Source organism: Roseivivax sp. CAU 1761 (assembly GCF_054482755.1).
Genome location: NZ_JBTLRM010000005.1, coordinates 96,272 through 112,745 on the forward strand (window position 1 = coordinate 96,272; position 16,474 = coordinate 112,745).

13 protein-coding genes are annotated in these 16,474 nt (G+C 71.7%); 6 read left to right on the forward strand and 7 right to left on the reverse strand.

Features of this window, described 5'->3' with window-relative positions; genetic code table 11:
- Nucleotides 1-82: 82 nt before the first annotated feature.
- Genes ACXYMW_RS05190 through ACXYMW_RS05205 form a run of 4 tightly spaced genes read right to left on the reverse strand, consistent with a single transcriptional unit; the run spans nt 83 to nt 3,993 of the window.
- A complete protein-coding gene (locus tag ACXYMW_RS05190; protein ID WP_459034235.1) occupies nt 83-1,675 on the reverse strand; it encodes an ATP-dependent DNA ligase in 1,593 nt (530 codons plus the stop codon).
- Complete coding sequence (locus tag ACXYMW_RS05195) at nt 1,672-2,691, reverse strand: ligase-associated DNA damage response exonuclease (RefSeq protein WP_459034236.1); 1,020 nt, start codon at nt 2,689-2,691, stop codon at nt 1,672-1,674. Before ACXYMW_RS05195 ends, ACXYMW_RS05190 begins: the two co-directional genes overlap by 4 nt.
- Nucleotides 2,692-2,737: 46 nt before the next feature.
- On the reverse strand, nt 2,738-3,703 hold the full coding sequence (locus ACXYMW_RS05200; RefSeq protein WP_459034237.1) for an alpha/beta fold hydrolase: 966 nt from the start codon (nt 3,701-3,703) through the stop codon (nt 2,738-2,740).
- Nucleotides 3,703-3,993 carry an SCP2 sterol-binding domain-containing protein gene (locus tag ACXYMW_RS05205; protein ID WP_459034238.1) on the reverse strand — a complete coding sequence of 97 codons (291 nt, stop codon included), beginning with the start codon at nt 3,991-3,993 and terminating at the stop codon, nt 3,703-3,705. Before ACXYMW_RS05205 ends, ACXYMW_RS05200 begins: the two co-directional genes overlap by 1 nt.
- A 69-nt stretch (nt 3,994-4,062) precedes the next feature.
- Between ACXYMW_RS05205 and ACXYMW_RS05210 the strand changes: the two genes are divergently transcribed.
- The 5 genes from ACXYMW_RS05210 to ACXYMW_RS05230 all read left to right on the forward strand — a co-directional run bounded on the left by ACXYMW_RS05210 (nt 4,063) and on the right by ACXYMW_RS05230 (nt 9,292).
- The gene (locus tag ACXYMW_RS05210; RefSeq protein WP_459034239.1) at nt 4,063-4,638 is read left to right on the forward strand and encodes a hypothetical protein; all 576 of its coding nucleotides are present in this window, start codon (nt 4,063-4,065) and stop codon (nt 4,636-4,638) included.
- Between the two features lie 25 nt (nt 4,639-4,663).
- Nucleotides 4,664-7,726 (forward strand): helicase-related protein, encoded by a 3,063-nt coding sequence (locus ACXYMW_RS05215; protein ID WP_459034240.1) that lies wholly within the window; start codon nt 4,664-4,666, stop codon nt 7,724-7,726.
- Complete coding sequence (locus tag ACXYMW_RS05220; RefSeq protein WP_459034241.1) at nt 7,727-8,113, forward strand: RNA-binding S4 domain-containing protein; 387 nt, start codon at nt 7,727-7,729, stop codon at nt 8,111-8,113.
- Nucleotides 8,114-8,168: 55 nt separating this feature from the next.
- Nucleotides 8,169-8,507, forward strand: coding sequence for a ferredoxin FdxA (fdxA, locus tag ACXYMW_RS05225; protein ID WP_459034242.1), 339 nt, complete (start codon nt 8,169-8,171; stop codon nt 8,505-8,507).
- Nucleotides 8,508-8,782: 275 nt separating this feature from the next.
- Nucleotides 8,783-9,292 carry a CarD family transcriptional regulator gene (locus ACXYMW_RS05230; RefSeq protein ID WP_459034243.1) on the forward strand — a complete coding sequence of 170 codons (510 nt, stop codon included), beginning with the start codon at nt 8,783-8,785 and terminating at the stop codon, nt 9,290-9,292.
- Nucleotides 9,293-9,388: 96 nt separating this feature from the next.
- Here the strand turns inward: ACXYMW_RS05230 and ACXYMW_RS05235 are convergent, their stop codons facing one another.
- Nucleotides 9,389-11,260: a monovalent cation:proton antiporter-2 (CPA2) family protein gene (locus tag ACXYMW_RS05235; RefSeq protein WP_459034244.1), complete on the reverse strand. Its 1,872-nt coding sequence runs from the start codon at nt 11,258-11,260 to the stop codon at nt 9,389-9,391.
- 92 nt (nt 11,261-11,352) lie between these two features.
- The gene (locus tag ACXYMW_RS05240) at nt 11,353-11,808 is read right to left on the reverse strand and encodes an Lrp/AsnC family transcriptional regulator (RefSeq protein ID WP_459034295.1); all 456 of its coding nucleotides are present in this window, start codon (nt 11,806-11,808) and stop codon (nt 11,353-11,355) included.
- 139 nt (nt 11,809-11,947) lie between these two features.
- Between ACXYMW_RS05240 and hppD the strand changes: the two genes are divergently transcribed.
- On the forward strand, nt 11,948-13,045 hold the full coding sequence (gene hppD, locus ACXYMW_RS05245) for a 4-hydroxyphenylpyruvate dioxygenase (RefSeq protein ID WP_459034245.1): 1,098 nt from the start codon (nt 11,948-11,950) through the stop codon (nt 13,043-13,045).
- A gap of 135 nt (nt 13,046-13,180) precedes the next feature.
- On the opposite strand, the gene ACXYMW_RS05250 is transcribed toward hppD, so the two are convergent.
- Entirely contained in the window at nt 13,181-16,435 is a 3,255-nt protein-coding gene (locus ACXYMW_RS05250) for a hypothetical protein (RefSeq protein ID WP_459034246.1), read from the reverse strand.
- Nucleotides 16,436-16,474: the final 39 nt, after the last annotated feature.

Sequence of the window (16,474 nt, forward strand, 5' to 3'; positions counted from 1 at the left end):
CGCGCCGGGCGCGGGCGCGTGTCAGGCCGGCGCCGGACCGGTGCCGGGGCGGCGTCCTGCGCGGCGCGACGGGGCGCCGCGCTCAGCCATAGGCGGCGAGCAGCTGGTGCAGGTCGGCCAGCGTGTTGGCCTCCTCCTTGGGCTTGTCCTCGCGCCAGCGCGCCATGCGGGGGAAGCGCAGCGCCACGCCGGATTTGTGCCGCGGGCTCTTCTGGATGCCCTCGAAGGCGATCTCGAAGACGTGCTGCGGCTTGACCTGCCGGACCGGGCCGAAGCGCTGCAGCGTGTTGCGCCGCACCCAGGCGGTGATGCGGTTGAACTCGGCATCGGTGAGCCCGGAATAGGCCTTGGTGAAGGGCACCAGCGCTTCGCCGTCCCAGACCGCAAAGGTGAAATCGGTGAACAGGTTGGCGCGCCGTCCGGCGCCTTGCTGGGCGTAGATCAGCACCGCGTCCACGACCAGCGGATCGAGCTTCCACTTCCACCAATCGCCCTTCTTGCGGCCGGACAGGTAGGGGCTGTCGCGCCGCTTCAGCATCACCCCCTCGGCGCGCCGGTCGCGGGCCGTGGCGCGCTCCGCGGCGAGCGCCTCCCAGGTGCCGAAGGCGAGCGCCGGCGACGGGTGCAGTGGCGCCCCCTGGGGCAGGTCTTGCAGCAGCGCCTCCAGCCGGGTGCGCCGTTCGGCCAGCGGCCGGTCGCGCAGGTCGCCGCCGTCCTGCTCCAGCAGGTCGTAGGCCAGCATCGCCACCGGCGCGTCGCGGAGCAGCGCCTTGGGCACCGTCTTGCGGCCGATCCGGGCCTGCAGCGTGTTGAAGGACATCGGCGCGGCGCCGTCCCAGGCGACGATCTCGCCGTCGATCACGGTGCCGTCGGGCAGGAAATCGGCGGCGCGGGCGAATTCCGGGAACCGGTCGGTCATCAATTCCTCGCCGCGCGACCAGACATGGTGCTCGGCGCCGCGCACCACGAGCTGGCCGCGGATCCCGTCCCACTTCCACTCCGCCTGCCAATCCTCTGGGTCACCCAGAGTTTCGGGCGGATCCTCGAGCTGGTAGGCAAGGTAGAACGGGTAGGGGCGCGAGGCGTCGGCGGCGCTGTCTTCGGCCTCGATCAGGCTTTCCCAGGTGACGTCGTCCGGGGTCCAGGCCCCCATCAGCTTGTGCGCCAGGACCGGCTCGTCCTGACCGGTGGCCTGGGCCAGCGCCCGGGTCATCAGCTTGCGGCTGACGCCGATCCGCCAGCCGCCGGTCAGAAGCTTGTTGAACAGGAAGCGCTCGGTGGCGTCGAGCCGGTCCCAGGCGGCGAGGATGCGCGCCTTGCGGGCGTCGAGATCCAGCCGGGCGAGCCCGCGCAGGTCGTCGATCCAGTGCGCCAGCGGCAGGTCGGTCTCCTCGGCGGCGGGCGGCAGGATCAGCGCGATGGTTTCGGCCAGATCGCCGACCACCGGATGGCTTTCCTCGATCAGCCAGAGCGGCAGGCCGGCGCGCTCCGCCGCCCATTCGCGCAGCTGCGTCGTGGTCACCGCGCGCTTCGGCCGGCGGCCGGAGAACAGCGCCACGGTCCAGAGCTTGTCGCGGTTCGAGGCCTGCGTGAAGAATTCCGCCAAGGCTTTTGTCTTGACGGTTGTTTTCGTGGTCTGGTCGAGCGCGGTGAAGAGCCGGGCGAAGTCCTTCATGCGGCCTCCGTCACCGCGCCGTCATCGTCCTCGCCGCTGCCGAACTCAGTCGGCACGACCGCCGCGTCCCAGCCCGCATGGTTCAGCCATCGCGCGAAGATGTCGGTGTAACCATGAGTGACAAATATCTTTTCCGCGCCGGTTTCGCGGATCGCCTGGTGCAGTTCGTCCCAATCGGCGTGGTCGGAGAGCACGAAGCCGCGATCGGCGGCGCGGCGGCGGCGCACCCCGCGCATCCGCATCCAGCCGCTGGCAAAGCCGGTCGAGGCCGGACCGAAGCGCCGCGCCCAGGGCGTGCCAAGCGCCGAGGGCGGCGCGATGACCAGCGCGCCGGGATGGTCGCGGCCGCGCATCTCCGGCGTCACGTGGCGAGTCTCGGGCAGCGCGTAGCCCTGGCCGCGCAGCACCCGGTTGGTGGCCTCCACGGCGCCGTGGGTGAGGATCGGCCCGATCCCGGGATCGACGAGGGCGAGCAGGCGCTGCGCCTTGCCGAGGCTGTAGGCGCCAAGGATCGAGGTCCGGCCAGCGGCGGCATTGCCGGACCACCAGGCGTTGATCTCGGCCGCCACCTCGGTTTGCGGGCGCCACTTGAAGACCGGCAGCCCGAAGGTGCATTCGCTGACGAAGGCGTGGCAGCGCACCGGCTCGAAGGCCTCGCAGAACCCGTCGGGCGTGACCTTGTAATCGCCCGAGACGGCCCAGACCTCGCCGCGCACCGCGACGCGGATCTGCGCCGAGCCGGGGATGTGGCCGGCCGGGTGAAACGACACCTCGGCATCGCCGATGCGGCGGGTTTCGCCGTAGCGGATGGTCTCCAGCGCGATCTCGCCCAGGCGGTGGCGCATGACCGGGGCGGCGGCGTCGGTGCAGAGGTAGCGGCCATGGCCCTCCCGGGCATGGTCGGCATGGCCGTGGGTGATCAGCGCGCGCGCCACCGGGCGCCAGGGATCGATGAAGAAATCCCCCGCCGGACAATAGATGCCGCGTTCGGTGAAGGTGAGCACGGGGTCGGCCATGGCGGCGAGGTAGCGCGCCCGCGCGCCCGCGCCAGAGGCCCGGGCGTCAGGCCACCGGCTCGGCCAGGTCGCGCCCGGCGCGGTCGAACAGGGCGCAGAGCCCGTCGAGCACCTGGCAGCGGATCTCGGGGCGGTCCATGAGCACCTCGTGTTCGCCCCCCGGCACGGATTCGAGCCGGCCGCGCGGCCAGCGCGCCATGCGGGCGCGGATCCGCGCGACGTCGACGATGCGCTCGTTGCTGCCGACGAAGGTCAGCGCCGGAAGATCGGGCGAGGGCAGGCGGTCGAGGGTGCGGCATTCGGCCAGCGCCTCGTGCAGCCAGCGCAGCGACGGGCCGCCAAGCTGCAGCCGCGGGTCGGCCACCACCTGGCGCCGCATGTAGTCGAACATCTCGGTGTCCGGGGTCAGCACGTTGTTCTCGAAGGCCTCCGAGACGACGTAGGATTCCGGCCGGGTGCCGGGGGCATAGACATGGCCCAGCCCGAAGCGCGCGCCGGACCACGCCAGCGCCCAGGCCGCGGGCCGCAACGTGGCCGACATGCGGATGCCCCACATCGGTCCGGTGAAGGAAGCCGAGACCACCTCCAGCCCCTCGATCGCGGCGCGCAGCCCGATGGCGCCGCCCATGGAATGGGCCAGCAGGTGAAACGGCTCCGGCAGCCCCTCGGCCCGCGCCGCGCCCAGCAGCGCGGCCACGTCCCGCTGATAGTCGCGAAACGATTCGACATGGCCGGTGCGGGCATCCTGCAGCAGCCGGTCGGCGAGCCCCTGGCCGCGCCAGTCGATCGCCATCGTGTGATAGCCGCGCGCCGCCAGATCGGCGGCGGTGCGGCCGTATTTCTCGACATATTCGGTCCGGCCGGGAAACAGCAGCACGCTGCCCTTGGCGCGGGCCGGACCGGGATAATGCGCGACGCGCAGGCGGACGCCGTCGATGGCCCGCACCCACAGGGCGCGGGTGCCCTCGGGGCCCTCGGACAGGTCCTCGAGGAACGGCGCCGCCTTGGCCATCAGCTCAGCACGGAGGCGAGCTTCATCGCCTGGCCCATGTCGCCGTCGATCGACAGCCGGCCCGACATGAAGGCCGAGGTCGGATCGAGGCTGCCGTTGAGGATTTCCCGGAACGTGTCGGCATCGGCCTTCAGGGTCACGTCGGCCGCGCCGTCGCCTTCGCGCGCGCCGTTCGAATCGAGCAGGAAGCTGCCCTCGTCTTCGATCTCGAACCGGGCGGTGCCGTCGTAATCCGAGGCATCCACCTTGTCGTTGATCGTCTTCACCGCCTCGGCCACTACTGCGCTCATGATGGAGGGTCCTTTCCTCAAAGGCTGGTGACTGGCATTCCGCGCCCGCCACGCTAAACTCGGGACACAATGGGCACGCGCATTCCGAATATCAAATCTACCGTTGCGGCACTGGCCGCGCTCGCCCTGCTGGCCGGGCCCGCAGCGGCGCGCGCCGAGGTCGGATCGGAGCGCGCCGCCGCCCTGCTCGAGGAGCTTGCCGGGGCCGCGGATTCGGTGGCGGCCGGCAAGGCGGAGCGGGCGCTGCGGCTGGAATGGTCGAAGAGCGGCTCGGCGGCGATGGACCTGCTGCTGAAGCGCGGCCAAGACGCGCTGGAGGTCCAGGATGCCGGCACCGCGATCGAGCACCTGACCGCGCTGACCGATCACGCCCCGGATTTCGCCGAGGGCTGGCACGCCCTCGCCCAGGCCTATTTCGGCGCCGAGATGTTCGGCCCGGCGATGGCCGCGCTGGAGCGCACCCTGGCGCTCAACCCGGCGCATTTCGGCGCCCTGCGCGGGGTCGGCGCGATCTACGACCAGCTCGACGAGCCGCGGCTGGCCTATCTCGCCTATGCCCGCGCCGCCGAGATCCGCCCCCATGACGACGATCTGGCCGAGGCGATGGAGCGGCTGCGCCGCGAAGCCCGCGGCTCCCGGATCTGACCCCTCGCGACAGGAAAGGCGATCGATGCCCGAGCGCGCACGGATCGCGGCCGTTCTCGGCCCGACCAATACCGGCAAGACCCATTACGCCATCGAACGGATGCTGGGCTATCGCAGCGGCATCATCGGCCTGCCGCTGCGGCTTCTGGCGCGCGAGGTCTACGACCGCATCGTCAAGGCGCGCGGTCCCTCGGTGGTGGCGCTGGTCACCGGCGAAGAGCGCATCGTGCCGCCGCGCGCCGCCTACTGGGTCTGCACCGTCGAGGCGATGCCGGAAGGCATGGGCTGCGACTTCGCCGCCATCGACGAAATCCAGCTTTGCGCCGATCCCGAGCGCGGCCACGTCTTCACCGACCGGCTGCTCAGGATGCGCGGGCTGAAGGAGACGCTGTTTCTCGGCTCCGACACCATGCGCGGGGTGATCGGCGCGCTGGTGCCGGGGGTCGAGTTCATGCGCCGCGAGCGCATGAGCGAGCTGAGCTATACCGGCCCGAAGAAGATCAGCCGGATGAAGCCGCGCAGCGCCATCGTCGGCTTCTCGGTGGAGAACGTCTATGCCATCGCGGAGCTGATCCGGCGCCAGAAGGGCGGCGCGGCGGTGGTGATGGGGGCGCTGAGCCCGCGCACCCGCAACGCCCAGGTCGAGCTCTACCAGAACGGCGAGGTCGACTACCTGGTGGCCACCGACGCCATCGGCATGGGGCTCAACCTCGACATCGACCACGTGGCGTTCTCGTCGCTGACCAAGTTCGACGGCCGGCGGATGCGGCCGCTCGCGCCGAACGAGCTGGCGCAGATCGCCGGGCGGGCCGGGCGCGGCATGGCGAACGGCACCTTCGGCGTCACCGGCGAGGCACGGCCGCTGGACGAGGAGGTGGCCGAGGCCATCGTCGAGCACCGCTTCACGCCGATCCGCAAGCTGAACTGGCGCAATGCCGACCTGTCCTTCGGCAGCGTTGCGCGGCTGATCGCCTCGCTCGAGGCGCAGCCCAGCCACCAGATGCTCACCAAGGCGCGCGAGGCCGACGACCTGGCGGCCTTGAAGGCGCTGGCCGGGGAGGCCGAGGTGGCGGCGCGGGCTTCCGATCCGCGCTCCGTGCAGCTGCTCTGGGACGTCTGCCGGGTGCCCGATTTCCGTGGCATCAGCCATGCGGAACATGCCGGGCTGCTGAAGGTTATCTTCGGACATCTGCACGAACGCGGAGCGGTCCCCGACGACTTCGTCGCCCGCCAGGTCCACCGCATCGACCGGACCGACGGCGACATCGACACCCTGTCCAAACGGCTGGCCTACATTCGGACCTGGACATACGTGGCACAACGCCGAGGCTGGGTGGGTGACGAAGAGCATTGGCGCGACCGCACCCGCACGGTAGAAGACAGCCTGTCCGATGCGCTCCATGCGCGTTTGACGCAACGATTTGTTGACCGGCGGACGAGTGTTCTCCTCCGGCGGTTGAAGCAAAAGGAGGCCCTCTTGGCCGAAGTGAACGACAAGGGCGAAGTGACGGTCGAAGGCGAATTCGTCGGACGTCTCGAAGGATTCCGGTTCCGTCAGGACAAGGATGCGACCGCGCAGGAGGCGAAGACCCTGCGCAGCGCCGCGGTGCAGGCGCTGACGCCGCATTTCCACCTGCGCGCCGACCGCTTCTACAACGCTCCCGACACCGAGATCGACTTCACCGAACAGGGCGGGCTGATGTGGGGCGACCAGGCGGTCGGCAAGCTGGCCGCCGGCGACGACGCGCTGCGCCCCCGGATCGTCACCTTCGTCGACGACGAGGCGGGTCCGGACGTCGCCCAGAAGGTCGAGCGCCGGCTGCAGCATTTCGTCGACCGCCGCATCGCGGCGCTGTTCGAGCCGCTGCTGGGCATCCAGAAGGACGAGGCGCTGTCGGGCCTGGCCAAGGGCTTCGGCTTCCGCATGGTTGAGGCGTTGGGCATCCTGCCGCGCGCCCAGATCGCCGAGGAGGTGCGCGGGCTCGACCAGGAGGCGCGCGGCGCGCTGCGCAAGCACGGCATCCGCTTCGGCCAGTTCACCATCTTCATGCCGGCCCTCCTGAAGCCCGCGCCGACGCGGCTGCGGCTGGTGCTGTGGTCGCTGGCGCAGGGCCTCGAGACCTTCCCCGAGGCGCCGCCGCCGGGGCTCGTCACAGTGCCCGAACAGCCGGGCCTGAAGCCCGAGCATTACACCGTGATGGGCTACCGCAAGGCCGGCGCGCGGGCGATCCGCATCGACATGCTGGAGCGGCTCGCCGACCTGCTGCGCGGCGAGGACAGCCGCGGCGGCTTCGAGGCCAAGGCCGACATGCTGTCGATCACCGGCCTGACGCTGGAACAGTTCGCCGACCTGATGGAGGGGCTCGGCTACCGCGCCGAGAAGGCCGAGCGCGAAAAGGTGCGGGCGGTCGACCAGACCATCCCGACCGACGAGGGTATCGTGCATGCCGACGTGACGCCGCATCCCGACGCCGCGGGCGCCGAGGCCGAGGCGGGCCAGGCCGACGCGATCCCCGAGACCGATCCGGCGGCCGGGCCCGTGCCGGACGACGCCTCGGTGGCCGATGCCGGCCCCGACGCGCCGGATCAGCCGGTCTTCGATGCCGGCAAGGAAGCGGCGCCGGGCGCGATCACCGAACAGCCCAGCGTCGAGCCCGACTCGCCGCTCGAGGCCGAGATCGAGAACATCCCGGACGCCGATCTGGCGCCGATCGCCGAGGAGCCCCGCGACACGCCCCCGGGCCGTCCGGTGCCGGTCGACCCGAACGACGAGATCCCGGTCGGCACGCCGCCCGATGCCGATGTCGCGGCGCCGGAGATCGAGACCTACTACACCTTCACCTGGGTCGGGAACCGCGCGCCCCGCGGCGGCGCCCGGGGCGGGCCCCGCGGCGAGCGGGCCGGCCGGGGCGGCGGCGGGCAGGGCGCCCGCGGCAAGGGGCCCAAGGGCGGCAAGGGCGGGCGCAAGCCCGGCGAGGCCGGCCCGCGCGGCCCCAAGAACTTCGAATCCAAGCCGCAGAAGAAGGACCGCATCGACCCCGACAATCCCTTCGCCGCCGCGTTGATGGGACTGAAGGACAAGTCCTGAATGGCCGAGGCGCCGCGCCCGGAGAAACTGCGCCTCGACAAATGGCTGTGGCAGGCCCGGTTCTTCAAGACGCGCACGCTGGCCGCCCGGGTGATCTCGGGCGGCCAAGTGCGGCTGAACGGGCAGCGCATCGCCAAGCCTGCCCTGGCGGTGGGCGCGGGCGACGTGCTGACCTTTCCGCAGGCCCGCGAGGTGCGGGTGGTGCGGGTCTTGGCCCTGGGCGACCGGCGCGGCCCGGCACCCGAGGCCCGCACGCTCTACGAAGACCTGGCGCCGCCGGAACCGCGCGAACCGCAGCCCGCGGTGCCGCGCTACGATCAGGGCGGCCGGCCCACCAAGCGCGACCGCCGGCAGCTCGATCAAAGCCGCGGCACGGCGCTTGAATGATCCGGCGGCTTGCTCTAGCTGTCGGCCCGAAATCGCCTTCAGGACGGCCGGACCCATGACCTACATCGTCACCGACAATTGCATCGCCTGCAAATACACCGACTGCGTCGAGGTCTGCCCGGTGGACTGCTTTTACGAGGGCGAGAACATGCTGGTGATCCACCCCGACGAATGCATCGATTGCGGCGTCTGCGAGCCGGAATGCCCGGCCGACGCGATCCGCCCCGACACCGAGCCGGACATGGAGAAGTGGGTCGAGTTCAACCGGAAGTATTCCGAGGCCTGGCCGGTGATCGTCACCAAGAAGGACCCGCTGCCTGAGGCCGAAGAGCGCGACGGCGAGACGGGCAAGCTCGACAAGTACTTCTCCGAAGCGCCCGGCGAAGGCGGCTGAGCGATTCGGCAGGAACCCGCCTTGCAGCTGCAGGACGCCTCGCAAGGCCTTGAAATCACGCGATCTCCAGGGGGGCCTTGGCTGCTCTGGCAGGGAAGCGCGATTTATGTTAGATTTGTTTCATCAATGAGTACGCCCTATGCGCAGGCCGGGGTCCGGAACGGTGTGTTCCTGACCCGTTCATTCTGGACCGAATTTGAGGTGAACGGAAACGCGGTTTCCGCTCGCCTTTCGTGTCGCTGCGCTAACGGGACCGAACTGCCGAGGAAGCCTGTATGACCAAGTCCAAGACGTCCGAGTTCAGCCCCAACGACTACGTGGTCTACCCCGCCCATGGGGTCGGTCAGATCATGTCGATCGAAGAGCAGGAGATCGCCGGCATCAAGCTGGAACTGTTCGTTATCTCGTTCGAGAAGGACAAGATGACGCTGCGGGTGCCGACCCACAAGGCCTCCGAGGTCGGGATGCGCTCGCTCAGCTCGCCGGACGTGGTGAGCCAGGCGATGAAGACCCTGAAGGGCAAGGCCAAGGTGAAGCGGGCCATGTGGTCGCGCCGGGCCCAGGAATACGAACAGAAGATCAATTCCGGCGACCTGATCGCCATCGCCGAGGTGGTGCGCGATCTGCACCGCGCCGACGACCAGCGCGAGCAGAGCTATTCCGAGCGTCAGCTCTACGAGGCGGCGCTCGAGCGGCTGACCCGCGAGGTCGCCGCGGTGACCGGCGGCGACGAGGTTTCCGCCGCCAAGCAGGTGGACGAGGTTCTCGTCTCCCGCGCGGCCTGAGCCGCACAGAACTCCGGGACAGGCATTCCAGCGGCCGCACCTTCGGGTGCGGCCTTTTTCATGCCCGCCGCGGCGGGGCGATGCGGGGGCCAGGCCTCAGGCGGCGTCGGTCTTCTGCTCCAGCGCCGAGTAGAGCGCGGTCTCGAGCTCCTTCTCGAGCTCCTGCGCCCGCGCCATGTAGGCCGCGTTCTCGGTCGCGGGCACCGCCGGGTCCCAGAGCTTGGCGAGTTCGCGCACGGTGTGGCGGTCGTGGTGGTAGAAGGTCTTCTGCGCCTCCGCCGCCTCGAACTCGGTCAGGCCGACATTCTCCAGAACGTAGCGCCCGGCGCGGATCGAGCTGTCGAAGAGCTCGCGCACGATGTCGTTGGCGCCGGCGCGGTAAAGTTCGTAGACATGGCTGCGGTTGCGGGCGCGCGCGACGATGTGCAGGTCCGGCCCGCGGTGCCGTCGGGCATAGGCCACGACCTCGCTGGCTGCCTTGGCATCGTCGAGCGCCACCACCAGCACCCGCGCCGTGTCGAGCCCGGCCGCCTGCAGCAGCTCGGGCCGCGTCGGGTCGCCGAAATAGCCCTTGTAGCCGAAGCGCCGCATGACCTGGATCGTCTCCATGTCGTGGTCGAGCACCACCGTCTTGAAGCCGCAGCTCTGCACCAGCCGGTTGACGATCTGCCCGAAGCGCCCGATCCCCGCGATGATCACCGGGGCGTGGCTGTCGATGGCGTCCGGCTCCGGCGCCGCGCTGTCCTCGGCCATGCGCCGCGACAGCGCCTCGTAGGCGATGAAGAAGAGCGGCGTCAGCAGCATCGACAGCGCCACGATCATCAGCAGTTGTTCGGCCACCCCCGCCGGCAACACCGCCTGCTGGAGCGAGAAGGAGATCAGCACGAAGCCGAATTCTCCGGCCTGCGCGAGGCCGAGCGTGAACAGCCACTTGTCGCGCCCTCCGAGTCCGAAGAGCCGCGCCAGCGCGTAGAGGATGACGCCCTTGACCAGCATCACACCCGCCGCCAGGCCCAGCAGCTGGCCCGGCGCGGCGAAGAAGGTCGGCAGGTCGATGCCGGCCCCCACGGTGATGAAGAACAGCCCGAGCAGCAGGCCCTTGAACGGCTCGATGTCGGATTCCAGCTCGTGGCGGAACTCGCTGTTGGCCAGCACCACGCCGGCGAGGAAGGTGCCCAGCGCCGGCGACAGGCCGACGAGGATCATCAGGAAGGCGATGCCGAGCACGATCAGCAGCGCCACCGCGGTGAACATCTCGCGCAGCCGCGCCGAATGGATGAAGCGGAAGAGCGGCCCGGTCAGGAACATGCCGGCCAGGATGATCGCGGCGATCGCCGCCAGGGTGACCAGCGCCGCGCCCCAGCCCGGCAGCCCCTCGACCAGCGACATGCCGTGATGCGACCCGGCCTCGGCCCCGTCGCGCTGGATGGCGCCGTCGGGCCCCAGATGCGCCGCGTCGCGGGTGGTGAGCAGCGGCAGCGCCACCAGCATCGGGATCACCGCGATGTCCTGGGTCAGCAGCACCGAGAAGGCCGAGCGGCCGCCGGCGGTCTGGATCAGGTTCTTCTCCGACAGGGTCTGCAGCACGATCGCGGTGGACGAGAGCGCCAGGATCATCCCGATGGCCAGCGCCGGGCCCGGCGCGAACCCCACGGCGACGGCGCCGGTCATCATCGCGAGCGTGGTCACCACGACCTGCAGCCCGCCCAGCCCGACCAGCTTCTGGCGCATGTCCCAGAGCGTGCGCGGCTCGAGCTCCAGCCCGATCAGGAACAGCATCATCACCACCCCGAACTCGGCGAAGTGCTGCAGGTCGTCGGTCGCGGTGATGAGGCCGAGCCCCGGCCCGATGACCAGCCCCGCCGCGAGATAGCCCAGCACCGAGCCGAGCCCGAGCCGGGCGGCGATCGGCACCGCGATCACCGCGGCGAGCAGCAGGATGGAGGCCTGATAGAGAAAGCTTTCCAAGAGCGAAGTCCTTGCCGAGGGGTCGCCTCATCATGCGGCACCCGAAGGCGAAGGCAACCGCTGCGACGGTCGCAGACCCGGGGCGCCGACGATCAGATCGGAAAGGGGGCATCCGCCTTGGGCTGGTCCATGACGATCTGGCTCTGCACCCGGGAGACCGCCGGATGCGCCAGCAGCACCTCGTGCACCAGCCGGTTCAGCGCGGCGAGGTCGGGGCAGTAGACCCGGAGCAGGTAATCGGCCTCGCCGGTCATCGTCCAGGCGCTGGTGATCTCCGCCCGGGTGGAGAGCAGCCGCACGAAGCTCGGTCCCTGGTCGGGGCCGTGGGTGGCGAGGCTGACCTGCACGAAGGCCTGCACCGCCAGGCCCAGCCGCGCCGGGTCGAGCCGGGCGGTGTAGCCCCGGACATAGCCCTCGGCTTCCAGCCGCTGGCGCCGCCGGCCGATCTGGCTGGCCGAGAGATTCAGGAGGCCGGCCAGCTCCTGCGCGGTCAGGTGCGCGTCCTTCTGCAGGGCGGCCAGCAGGCGGCGGTCGGTCTCGTCGAGCAGGGTGCGGGGCGTTTGCATGGTTCTGATCTTAGGCGCGGCAGGTCCGCATGTCGATGCGCCTGAACGGTGCAGAACGCGCGGAAACCGCACGGGCCGCGCGATACATTCAGGGCAAGACAGACATGCCGAGGAGGACATCATGGGACCGTTCCCGCACGACGCACCGCGCGCCCGCATCACCGACGAGAACCCCGCCGGCACCGACGGCTTCGAGTTCGTGGAATTCGCCCATCCCGAGCCGCAGCAATTGCGCGACCTGTTCGCCAAGATGGGCTACCAGCACGTCGCGACCCACAAGCGCAAGGCGGTGGAGCTCTGGCAGCAGGGCGACATCACCTATGTCTTGAACGCCGAGCCCGGCAGCTTTGCCGCCCGCTTCGTGGAGGAGCACGGGCCCTGCGCGCCGTCGATGGCCTGGCGCGTGGTGGACGCCCAGCACGCCTATCGCCGCGCCGTGGAGCTGGGCGCCGAGCCCTATGATGCCGAGGACCGCACCATGGACGTGCCGGCAATCCGCGGCATCGGCGGCTCGCTGATCTACTTCATCGAGAATTACTACGACACCTCGCCCTACAACGAGGAGTTCGACTGGATCGCGCAATCCAAGCCCGAGGGCGTGGGCTTCTGGTATCTCGACCACCTGACCCACAACGTCTTCAAGGGCAACATGGACACCTGGTTCCGGTTCTACGGCGACCTGTTCAAGTTCAAGGAAATCCGGTTCTTCGACATCGAGGGCAAGTATTCCGGCCTGTTCAGCCGCGCCCTGACCTCGCCCTGCGGCAAGATCCGCATCCCGATCAACGAGGACCGGGGCGAGAAGGGCCAGATCGTAGCCTATCTCGAGAAGTACAACGGCGAGGGCATCCAGCACATCGCGGTGGGCGCCCGCGACATCTACGACGCCACCGACGCCATCGCCGCCAACGGGCTGAAGTTCATGCCCGGCCCCCCGGACGCCTATTACGAGCTCAGCCGCGAGCGCGTGCAGGGCCACGAGGAGCCGATCGAGCGCATGAAGAAGCACGGCATCCTGATCGACGGCGAGGGCGTGGTCGACGGCGGCGAGACGCGGATCCTGCTGCAGATCTTCTCCAAGACGGTGATCGGGCCGATCTTCTTCGAGTTCATCGAGCGCAAGGGCGATGACGGCTTCGGCGAGGGCAACTTCAAGGCGCTGTTCGAATCCATCGAGGCCGAGCAGATCGCCAATGGCGAGCTGAGCGCCGCGGAATAGGCGCGGGGCTCTTCCCCCTGGCTGGTCCGAAGACGGCCCGCTCCCTCCGGGGGCGGGCCGGTGTCGTTCCGGGGGGCGCTGTCAGGTGACCGGTCTCAGGACGGAAGGCGCCGCGCCGGACGGGCGCGGCGGAGTTCAGGGCATGCGCAGCAGCTCGCTGCGCCCGCCCTTCACATAGCGCAATTCGTCCTCACCGATCGCCGCGATGCGGCCGCCGTCGATGCGGTCGCCGACCTTGACCTTCTGGTAGCGGCCGTTCGGCAGACGCACCAGGGCACGGCGGTTGGACGGCTCGCCGTAGACCCCGATCAGGTTCAGCCCGCGCAGCGCGATGACGTTGGCTTCGGTGGCGCGCTTGCTCACCGAGGCGTTGCTCGGGATGTCGGGCTGCACCTCGCGCACCGCGGCGCTGCGGCGCGACTGGATCAGGTCCTTGACCACCGCGGCGAAATCGTTGGGCCGGGCAGCGGGCTTGGGCGATTGCGCCACCGCCCATTGCGAGGTGTCGGCCAGGGCCGCTTCCTCGACCGGGGCGGAGCTGTCGGGGGGCGTGGTCTCGGCCGGGGCGGCGCCGTCGGCGGCGAGTTCCGGGGGCACCGCATCCTCGGGGCGCGGCCGCGGCGCCACGGCGCGCAGCGCGGTCAGCGCCACGCCGCCCGGGGCCGGCTCGGTCACCGCGGCGGTGGCCGGCGGGGGGGGCTCCGACCCGGGCGCGGCATCGGGCTGCTCGGCATCGGGCGCCAGCACCGGCGCCGGTCCCGGCGCGTCAAGCGTCTCGGACGGGCCGGGCAGCGCGGTCGCGCCGTCCGGCTGCGGTTCGGTCGGCGCGCGCGCGGGCCGTTCGGCCGGGCGGATGCGCGCCAGCTCCTGCAAGGTCTCGACCTGCTCGGCGCTGTCTGGCGTGGTGCCGGCCGGAACCACCGACAGGCGGTTCGGCGGCACCGCGGGCGGGCGACCGGCGAAAATGCGCACGCGGTCGGGATTGACCGCGCCTTCGGCGGTGGCGCGCACCAGGCCGCGGGCGTCGAGGTCGAAATCGGTGCCGGCGGGCGCCGGCGGCATCGGCGCGACCGGCACGGCGTCGCGGCGCGACGCCGGCGCCGCGGCCAGCAGGGCGGCGGTGTCGAGCCGCACCGCGGGCTCCGCGGCGAGGCTGCGCGGCTGTTGGGTTTCGGCCGTCGCGATCGGCAGCGGCCCCTGCGGGGCGCGCTGCCAGATGCCGCTGGCGCTGTAGGAGGCCTCGGCCTCGTCCTGCGACAGGATCACCGGCGCATCGCTGCGCGGCGGCAGCGTCGCCGGCGCCGGAGCGGGCGCGGCGGCGCCGTCCGCCGCGGCATCGGGCGCCGGGGCCGCGTCGCCGTCAGCGGCGCGGGGCGCGTCGCGGGCGTCGTCCTGCACCGGCAGGGCGGCCTCGCGGATCGCCGGGGCGTCGCGGAACAGGCGGGCCACGCCGTCTTCGAGGAACACCGCCGCCCAGGCGGCCACGCCCACCAGAGCGAGGATCAACGCCGCGGTCAGGACCAGCCCGAGGAAGCGCGGCTTGCCGCCGATCTGGGCCTGGGCATGGCGCGCGCCGAAGACCGTCATGCGCTGGCGCTCGGCCTCGGCATCCTGTTGCGCGGTGGCGGCCGGAGAGGCCGCGGGCGCGGCCTCCGGCGCCGCCGGCTTGCGCAGCGGCACGGGGCCCGCGCCGGGGCGCAGCGCCGCCAGCCGCTCGGCGGGGTCCGGCGCCGGCATCGCCGCGTCCGGGCCTGTCACCGGGTCGGGCCGGTCGCGGTCCTCGCGGCGCCCGAAACGCGCCAGACCGCGCGCCCGCTCGGCGGCGCTGACCGCGCCACCCGGGGCTGCGGGGGCGGGCCGCGGCCGGGTCAGGCTGTCGATCGGCGCCGCGGGGTCGGGGATCGGTGCCTCGGATGCCGGCCCGCCGGGGGTGCGGGCCGCGGCCGCCGTCGGGCCGGAGGGCGTCGGGGCGGACGGCGCGCCGCGCGTCGAGCGGAACGGAACCGCGGCGTCGGAGGTCCCGGCGCCGGCCGCTCCGCCGGCCCGGTCCGGTGCCCCGTCGGTTGGGTCAGGTGCCCCGCCGGTCCGGTCAGGCGCCGAGGCATCGGCGCGGCGAGGCGCCGCATCGGTCCGGTCCGGTGTCCCGTCGGTTGGGTCAGGCGCCCCGCCAGTCCGGTCAGGCGCCGAAGCATCGGCGCGGTGAGGCGCCGCGTCAGCCCGGTCCGGTGCCCCGTTGGTCTGGGCAGGCGCCCCGCCGGTCCGGTCAGGCGCCGAGACATCGGCGCGGTGAGGCGCGTCGGTCCGGTCCGGTGTAACCTCGGTCCGGACGGGCCCGGCGTCGGTCCGGTCAGGTGTCCCGTTGCTCTGGGCAGGTCCGGCGTCGGCATCCTTCCGGGCCTCGGCGTCGTCCCCCGGGGAGAGAGCAGCGCCATGCTGCGCCGGTCCGGCCTCGGCGCTCGGTGCGGGCGCCGCCGCATCCGTCCGGGGGCCGTCTCCGGCGGCGGCGCCGCTCTGCAAGTCGGCGATCGGGGCCGCGCGGCCCGGTTCCGCGGCATCCTGAGCTGCGGGCGCCGCGTCGGAATCGGTCCCGGGCGTGGCGTCGCGCGGCGCCCGGGCAGCGGCGGCGTCGGAGCCGGCCGCGTCGGTCGCGGGTTCCGCCGCCTCGCGGGCCGGGGCGTCCGCACCGGGCCGGGCATCCGCGCCGGACGCGGGCGGGCGGGGAGCGTCCGGGGCCGCACCAGGGAGGTGGGGCGACGCGATATCCGCCTGTCCCAGTCCCTGCGCCGCCGTTCCGGACAGCGGCGGCTCGGCCGCCTCCTGATCCGGCGGCACAGGCCGGGACGGATCCGCCGCCGGCGCCGCCGGCACCGCGGCGGCGTCGAACCGCACCGGCTGCGCCTCGCGCTCCGGGCGCGCCCCGGACCAGCGCGGGGCGGCGCCGAAGAACGCCTCGCCGGGGAACACCTCCTCCGGCGGCGCGGCGGCGAGGGCCACCGGGCGGAAGCCGTGCTGGCGGGCGAACTCCTCGGCCTCCTCGAGCGTCTCGCGGGCCACCGCGGCGATCTGCACGCGATCGTCCCGCACCGCCGCGTCCCAGCGCAGATCCGCGAGCGGGTAGGGCGTGGCGCCGTCGAGCGCCCGGCGCGCCACGGCCTGCGGATCGGCGCCGTCCAGCGGCGCATCGAGGAACTTGATCTGGTCGCTCGGCAACAGCACCCGCACCTCGGTCGCCGCCGGCGAGAGGGCGAGCGCCGCCCGCCGCAGGTCGTCCATCGCCGCATCGAGATGGTCGTCGAGCCGCGCCGCGCCGACCGGGTGCCAGCCCGCCGCGTCGCGGCGCAGCAGCGTGATGCCGTCGAATGAGAGGTTGAGCGCGAAATCCGGTGTCATGCCCTGTCCTTACCATTCCGCGCCGGCGCTTGGGAGTCA

Coding starts and splice junctions, on each gene's coding strand:
- ACXYMW_RS05230 (WP_459034243.1), top strand. CDS start 8,783: ATGACCAAGTCCAAGACGTCCGAGTTCAGCCCCAACGACTACGTGGTC.
- fdxA (WP_459034242.1), top strand. CDS start 8,169: ATGACCTACATCGTCACCGACAATTGCATCGCCTGCAAATACACCGAC.
- ACXYMW_RS05250 (WP_459034246.1), bottom strand. CDS start 16,435: ATGACACCGGATTTCGCGCTCAACCTCTCATTCGACGGCATCACGCTG.
- ACXYMW_RS05195 (WP_459034236.1), bottom strand. CDS start 2,691: ATGGCCGACCCCGTGCTCACCTTCACCGAACGCGGCATCTATTGTCCG.
- hppD (WP_459034245.1), top strand. CDS start 11,948: ATGGGACCGTTCCCGCACGACGCACCGCGCGCCCGCATCACCGACGAG.
- ACXYMW_RS05205 (WP_459034238.1), bottom strand. CDS start 3,993: ATGAGCGCAGTAGTGGCCGAGGCGGTGAAGACGATCAACGACAAGGTG.
- ACXYMW_RS05210 (WP_459034239.1), top strand. CDS start 4,063: ATGGGCACGCGCATTCCGAATATCAAATCTACCGTTGCGGCACTGGCC.
- ACXYMW_RS05190 (WP_459034235.1), bottom strand. CDS start 1,675: ATGAAGGACTTCGCCCGGCTCTTCACCGCGCTCGACCAGACCACGAAA.
- ACXYMW_RS05215 (WP_459034240.1), top strand. CDS start 4,664: ATGCCCGAGCGCGCACGGATCGCGGCCGTTCTCGGCCCGACCAATACC.
- ACXYMW_RS05220 (WP_459034241.1), top strand. CDS start 7,727: ATGGCCGAGGCGCCGCGCCCGGAGAAACTGCGCCTCGACAAATGGCTG.
- ACXYMW_RS05200 (WP_459034237.1), bottom strand. CDS start 3,703: ATGGCCAAGGCGGCGCCGTTCCTCGAGGACCTGTCCGAGGGCCCCGAG.